Below are 6,499 nucleotides of genomic sequence, written 5' to 3'. Positions count from 1 at the left end.
CTCCCCCCCAGCAGTGCAGACGGGGCGGGTTCTTTTCTTCTTCCTCCTCTCCTCCGTCGTCTCTCCCCCCCCCCCCTCCCCCGCTTCCCCCCCCCCCCCCCCCCCCCCCCCCCCCCCCCCCCACCGCCGGGACCGACTGCACGGCGCATCCCACCGACCGCGCCGGACGCCGCGCGGGCAGCGCCGCCGCCCGCGGACGAGGGGGCGGAGGCACGACAGGCGCCGCCGCACGAGCCGTGGGCACTGCTCGTCGAACCGTCCCCGGCCACGAAACCGGTCGCTCCCCGCGCACCCGCCCGTCCGGGCGGCCACCGGGCCGCTGTGCGCGCCGCCGAGGCCGCATCCGGGCGCAGCCGGACCGGTACCGGGCAGAGCGGCGCCCAGCAGAACGGCACCGGGCAGAGGGCCACCGGGCAGAGCGGTCGGCCATATGAGAACCGGCGGCGGGCGGCTGCCGCCGGGCCGGTCCCCCGGCAGCGCGCCGAACGCCCGCGGCGCGGTCCTGCGCAGCGCGCCAAGCCCGCGAAGCCGCTCCGGCCCCGCCCGGCGCACCCCCGGCACGCCGCCCGCCCCGTCCAGCGGCCTCCAGTGCCGCGTCGCACGGCACCCCTCCGCCCCGCACCCCGCCCCGTCGACATGCGGGACCTGTGCCGTGCCGCGGACGGCGTCACCCAGCCGTCCATCGCAAGTCTCTGCCACGGCAGTTGGCCCGGCGGGTCCCGGTCCCGCCCTTGAGCGCAGAGCGCGTCGGCAGCCTCGCCGCCGGACCCGGCGGCGAGCGACGTGGACCCGTGCGGAGGAGAATGGAGGTGACGCTCACGGAGGGTCATGTTTCACATTGCACTACTGGTCGGCCGGCTGCTGACCGCGGTGTTCCTGAGCACGGCGGTCGCATGGGGTCCCGCTGCTGCCGTGGCCACCGCAGTGGTCGGGGCGGCCGGCCCGCTCACCCTCGATCCGCGCCGGGGCCCTCCGGGCACGCGCATCGTGGTGTACGGGTCCGGATTCGACGAGTGCTACGGCAACCGGTCCGACGACGTCGGCGCGCCCCCTCCCGGGACGGTGGAGGTCCGCTGGCACGACGGCCAGGTCTTCAGCACCAACAACGACGTGGACGAAAAGGGCGCCTTCGAAGCCGACATCACCGCCCCCTCCGATGCCACCGCCGGCCGGTACCGGGTCACCGCCGTCTGCCAACTCGACGCGTCGGTGACCGCTTCCGCCTTCTTCATCGTAGTGACCAAGGAGGAGCCGAACCCCGACCCGGACCCGGTCCTCGGCGAGAACGCCGCGCTGATGCTCGACCCGGTCGAGGGGCGCACGGAGACGCCGGTGCGCGTCAAGGGCTCCGGCTTCGAGGACTGCGTCATCGGCAAGGCGGCGGTGGGTGAAACGACGGAGCGAAGGCCGCCCGGCCATGTCGTCGTCTCGTGGGACGGCACCACCCCGGAGGGCGCCGAGCCCCTGACGGTCAGCGGGACCGGCGGCTTCGAGACCGAGCTGACCGTACCGGCCGACGCGGCCGTGGCAGACCACGAGGTCAAGGCCGTCTGCGAGGAGTATCCGCAGGTCGACGCCGAGGCGTCCTTCTCGGTGGTCGCGGGCCCGACCGAGCCCGGAGAGCGGCAGCCCGTACTGGTCCTGGACCCCACCGAGGGGCCGCCGGACTCGGATCCGCCGACGGCATCCGGTACCGAATTCAACTGTTCAACCGTCGACTTGATGTGGGACGGACAGCCCGCGGGGAGTTCGGAGGTCGCGGAGGACGGCACGTTCTCCGTCCCGATCGGGATACCGGAGGGTACGGACGAAGGCGAGTACCCGGTCCGGGCCCAGTGCGCCGCGGACTCGGGATCGAACGCGGCCGACGAGGCGGAGTTCAGGGTCACCCAGCCGGTTGCGCCTCCGGTGACACCGACGCCGCACACCACGCCCACCGATCCGACGACCCCGGACCCCGGGACCGTCGACCCCCCTGGTCCCACCGACCCGATAGACCCGACAGACCTCTTCCCGACCGAGCTGACGGGGCCTACCGACCTCACCGAGCCCACGGAGAACGGCGCCCCGACCGACTCGGCGCCCCCCGCCATCGGAAACGGCGACGGCAACGGCACGAGCGCCACACCCGTCGGCTGGGTGGTCGGGCCGAGCATCGTCGCCGTCCTGCTGCTGGCCGCCGGGGCAGCGAAGCTCGGTTACGGGCACCGGCACCGGGGCCCGCGCTGGGTGCAGGAGCACGTCAGCGCCCGGCTGCGCCCCGCCACCGGGACGACGGACGTCGCCGAGCCGGCCGACCGCGGCACGCGGACCCACAGCGTGCGTCTCGAACCGCACCCGGATCCGGGGAGCCAGAGCATCAAGGAGGTGCCGTGATGACCACGACTCCCGCCGCGGAGCCCCGTACGGTGCGGTGGTTCCTGCTCGGGGACGACGAGGAGCACGCGGCCGACGCCCTCGCCGACACGCTCCACGCGCGCAACACCACCTCGGGGCTGCTGGGCGGCGTGCGGGGCCTCAGCCCTGCCGCCGACCGCGCCGTCGACTTCGAACTGGCCGCGGTCATCGACGGGTTCCTGGAGATGGACCTGATCGGCCTGGTCGCCGGGGGCTGGTCCAGGCACGCCGAGCTCAGGGCCGCCGCCCGCCGGACCCGGCAGTACCGGGGCAGCGAGGAGGTCGTCGCGCTCGCCACGCACACCATCACGTCCACGCACCGCCCCTCCGTGGACGTGCTGGTCGACAGCGTGCACGCGGCCACCGTCGACGTGAAACTGACCCTCGTCTTCCGCATCTCGGGCGTACTCGCCGTCGTCCGGGACGCCCAGGTGGTCGGCGTCCGTGGCGGCGAGTGCGTCGTCGAGGCCACGCTCGCGGTGCGCGGAGCCCTCGTGGCCGGCCGGGAGGGCTGGCTGGACCTGCCCGGCGCGCTGCGCCTGCGGTCCCCGATCGATCTGCTGCCGCGCGAGGAGTCGCTGCCCTCCGCCGAGCGGCCCACCCAGGTCATCGGCGACCGGTGGCAGACCGCGCCGGCCTCATCCGGAGACGTGCCCGGATGAGGCCGGCGTGCACTGGCGTCCGGCCCGGCCGCTCAGTGGAACAGTACGGACGCCTCACCGGCTCCGGTCGTGACGGAGCCCGGGCAGAGGAAGCTTCCCGAGGACTTCACGGCGGTGAAGGCCCGGTTCAGGTACTTCCTGGTCGTGCCGTCGCGGTCCCACACGATGCCGGTGGCCCTGTAGCGGCAGGTGATGAAGCTCTGCTTGCCGCTGATGTCGATGAGTTCCGTGCGTGCGGTCGCCGCGGCGTCGTCGAAGACGAATGCGGGGTCGTTGTTGAGGGTCGCGGTGATGCTGCCGTTGCACGCCAGGTTGCCGCCGGGCTTGTTGACGGTGCTGCGGTTGACGGTGAGGGCGCTCGGCGGGTTGGCGCTCGTGGTCGCACTGGTCCAGGAGCAGGTGTTGCCCGCGACCACGATCACCCCGTCGACCTTCTGGTCGGCGGCGGGTCCGAACGCGACGGCGGCCGTCGAACCGCCGATGATCGCCGCCACGGCCAGCGCCGCCGTACCGAGTCTCGCTGTGTTCCTCATGTCGCTCTCCTTGCCACGTCCTTGTGGGGGTAGGTGCGGGGCCCGGAGGCCTCGCGGGAGTGCGCGGGGAGCGTGACACAACGACCTTGAATTGTCAGGTACAGAACAACCCCTGCGGTTCAGGTTGGCCTGAACGAGCGCTCGGCGGCGGGGCCGGGTCCCTCAGCGGCGGTACACGTGGAGGTGCGACACCTCGTACGACATCTCGTTGACCTGCGGCTCGGGCCTCGGGTGGTAACGGCCCGCACAGACGGAGAGGTTGACGATCAGGTAGGCCCGCCAGCGGCGGCCCACACCGGCGGTGTCCGAGAAGACGCGGGTGCCGTCGACCCACCAGGTCACGGACCGCGCGCCGAACTCCGTACGCAGGTCGATCCAGGCCCCGGGCCTGATCGCGGGGGCACGGTACTCGTGGTGGGAGGAGCGGACGTGGTTGGTCAGTTCCAGCAGGTCGGGGTTGTCGGGGTGGTATTCGAAGACGTCGATCTCCTGGCCGCCGTCCCGCCAGGTCCAGATGGCGGGCCAGGCACCGAGCTCCTCGGGCAGGCGGACCCGGGCCTCGAGGACGTCGCCGGCCTGCACCATGAACCCCTCCTCGCTGCCCTCCGTCGTCAGCAGTCCCGCGCTCCAGGTGCCCTCCGGGCGGCGCGTGGCACGGAAGACACCGCCGCGGCTGTACGCGGGGTCGGACACGAGGTGGTCCAGCTTGTCGTCCCTCGGGTTGACCGGTCCGCCGTCGGGATAGGCCCAGGAGTGCCCGGCGATCCACTGGGCTTCGGAGCCGAAGTCGGCGGTGAAGACGGGTTCGGTACGGTGCGGACGGGCCCCAGGGCGGTCGGCGTGCAGGACGCCGAGGGCCGCGCCGATGCGCCGCAGGGTGTGTCGTAGCCATGCAAACAGGTCCCGGAACATGCCACTCCCCTGGTGAAGATCAGTCGGTACGGTATTTGCCCGTTACCAGGTTGATCACACCCTTTAGCCGCCCCTGTGGCGGATCGTCCGGGGGCGCACCATGGTGGAAAGGGGGCGCAGACCGTCCTGTTCACCAACCGACGGGCATGCGGGTCCGGCCCGACCCATCGAGGAGCTCCTGTGGAGCCGTATCTTGTTCCGGTCGTGTTCGCCGCGGTGGTTGCCGCTTTCACCTTGTCCGCCGCGGCCGGTTTCGGGGGCAGCCTGATCCTCGTGCCCACGCTGGCGCTGGCGCTCGGCACCAAGTCGGGCGTGGCGCTCGCGGCGCTGCTGCTCGCGGCCAACAACGTGGTCAAGGTTGCCGCGTACCGCAAGACGCTGCCCTTCCGCAAGGCCGTCCCGGTCATCCTCTTCGTCGCCGCGGGGACCTATCTGGGGGCGAAACTCCTGGTCTCGGCGCCGGAGAAGGCCGTGACGATCGCAGTCATCGTCAGCTTCCTGCTCGCGTTCCTGGTGGAGTCCCTGGACCTCGCCCGCTTCCGCCGGGTGAGCTCGCCGGTACTGGCCTTCGCGTCCGGCGCGACGTCGGGCTTCAGCGGTACGTCCGGGCCGTTGAAGGGGCTCGCGGTCCGCGGGCTGACCCTGGACCGGCTGCACCTGGTGGGTGCGCTGTCGATGGTCTCGCTCGCCGGGGACGCCACCAAGACCGCGGTGTGGACGGATGCCGCGCTGCTCAAGGGCGGGGACTACCTGGTGGCACTGGCCTGCGTACCGCTGATGCTGGGCGCGACGTTCCTGGGCCGGCGGTTCAACACCAGGATCGGCGAACGGGGCTACACCGGGCTGTTCTGGACCGTGATGGTGGGGTACACCGGGCGGCTGCTGGCCGGGCTGTAGCCGCCGACCGTGTTCCAGCGGACCGGCCGGAGCGTCGCCCGGCGGCTGCTCGACACCGCGACGAACGCGTGGAAGGCGGGATCCGCCTCCTGAACGGCTCCCTCGTCCGCGCCTACGGGGTGGCGGTCACCGCGGCGTCGTCGTGCATGCCGCCGTCATCCGTCCACGTGGCCGTGGGCGAGGTGATGCCGACGGCGAGCCCGAGGACGAGCATCACGACGACGAGCACCTTGGCCATGGTCTCCAGCACCAGCGGCCGGGTGGCCGACGGTCCGGCCTGAGCCTTGGCCTGGGCCTCGGCTTCGAACGGGCCCGTGACGCCGACCGGTGCCGTGCCACCGCCCGCGGCCGTGGCACCGCCCGCGGCCGGGAAGGGCGCCGGGGCCGCGGCGTCGCCGAACAGCCGCTTCGGGTAGGCGGGCGTGAGCATCATGACGTACGCGAAGAACCGCATCCGGAAGCGCAGGACGGCCGCCGACGCCTCGAACACCGGTTGCGGCATGCGGCCCAGGATCAGCGTGATCAGCCAGAACACCCAGCTCAGCGCCATCCATCCGGACTGGAGCAGTTGGGCCACGATCCCCGCCGGGATCATCAGGATCAGCCGGAACAGCACCGCGAGCCGGTTGAGAGTGGTCGGCCTCAGCTCGATCTGCACCGGGTGGTCGGGCGCGTCGAAGGAGAACGGCGGATAGCGGTCCACCAGGAGCATCGCCGAGGCCGTGACCCGGATCTGGTAGGCCAGGTACGAGCCGAGGAACGACGCGATGGAGTCGGGCAGCCGGCCCAGCACCAGGGCGGCGAACCAGCCGACGATCGTGATGAAGAACGCCGCGATGCCCAGGACTGCGGTCACGATGAACTGCGGGATGAGCAGCAGCCACCGCAGCAGCACCGTCCAGCGGCGCTGCTTCCCGGGAGCGGGGACGTCGAGTTCCGGCAGATGCTCGGCATCGTGCCCGGCGTGCTCGGGAAGGGGTGTCCAGCCTGTTGCCATGGCTCCTCCGGTGGGGACGTCCGAACTGTCCGCCCACCTTGCCGCCCGGGGTCCGCGGCCCCCGGCACGGCGCGCTGCCGCACCCCGCCGGTCCCCTCCGA

General features: G+C 72.5%; 6 protein-coding genes. 3 read left to right on the top strand and 3 right to left on the bottom strand.

The features are described 5' to 3' along the window. Positions 1-828: 828 nt before the first annotated feature. Both ACZ7H1_RS28955 and ACZ7H1_RS28950 read left to right on the top strand, forming a co-directional pair. Positions 829-2,376, top strand: a complete 1,548-nt coding sequence (locus ACZ7H1_RS28955; RefSeq protein WP_470790748.1) for a hypothetical protein — start codon at positions 829-831, stop codon at positions 2,374-2,376. Beyond that, positions 2,376-3,059: a hypothetical protein gene (locus ACZ7H1_RS28950; protein ID WP_470790747.1), complete on the top strand. Its 684-nt coding sequence runs from the start codon at positions 2,376-2,378 to the stop codon at positions 3,057-3,059. Before ACZ7H1_RS28955 ends, ACZ7H1_RS28950 begins: the two co-directional genes overlap by 1 nt. Before the next feature lie 32 nt (positions 3,060-3,091). Here the strand turns inward: ACZ7H1_RS28950 and ACZ7H1_RS28945 are convergent, their stop codons facing one another. After that, positions 3,092-3,592, bottom strand: a complete 501-nt coding sequence (locus tag ACZ7H1_RS28945; RefSeq protein WP_470790746.1) for a hypothetical protein — start codon at positions 3,590-3,592, stop codon at positions 3,092-3,094. A 162-nt stretch (positions 3,593-3,754) separates the two neighbouring features. Then, on the bottom strand, positions 3,755-4,504 hold the full coding sequence (locus ACZ7H1_RS28940) for a glycoside hydrolase family 16 protein (RefSeq protein WP_470790745.1): 750 nt from the start codon (positions 4,502-4,504) through the stop codon (positions 3,755-3,757). A 180-nt stretch (positions 4,505-4,684) separates the two neighbouring features. Between ACZ7H1_RS28940 and ACZ7H1_RS28935 the strand changes: the two genes are divergently transcribed. Then, positions 4,685-5,401 (top strand): TSUP family transporter, encoded by a 717-nt coding sequence (locus ACZ7H1_RS28935; RefSeq protein WP_470790744.1) that lies wholly within the window; start codon positions 4,685-4,687, stop codon positions 5,399-5,401. A 112-nt stretch (positions 5,402-5,513) separates the two neighbouring features. On the opposite strand, the gene ACZ7H1_RS28930 is transcribed toward ACZ7H1_RS28935, so the two are convergent. After that, positions 5,514-6,398 (bottom strand): DUF4389 domain-containing protein, encoded by an 885-nt coding sequence (locus ACZ7H1_RS28930; RefSeq protein WP_470790743.1) that lies wholly within the window; start codon positions 6,396-6,398, stop codon positions 5,514-5,516. Positions 6,399-6,499 lie beyond the last annotated feature (101 nt).

The organism is Streptomyces sp. NPDC037401, from assembly GCF_055602345.1.
The sequence above is the reverse complement of the archived record's forward strand: the minus strand, read 5'-3'. Positions and strand labels throughout refer to the sequence as shown.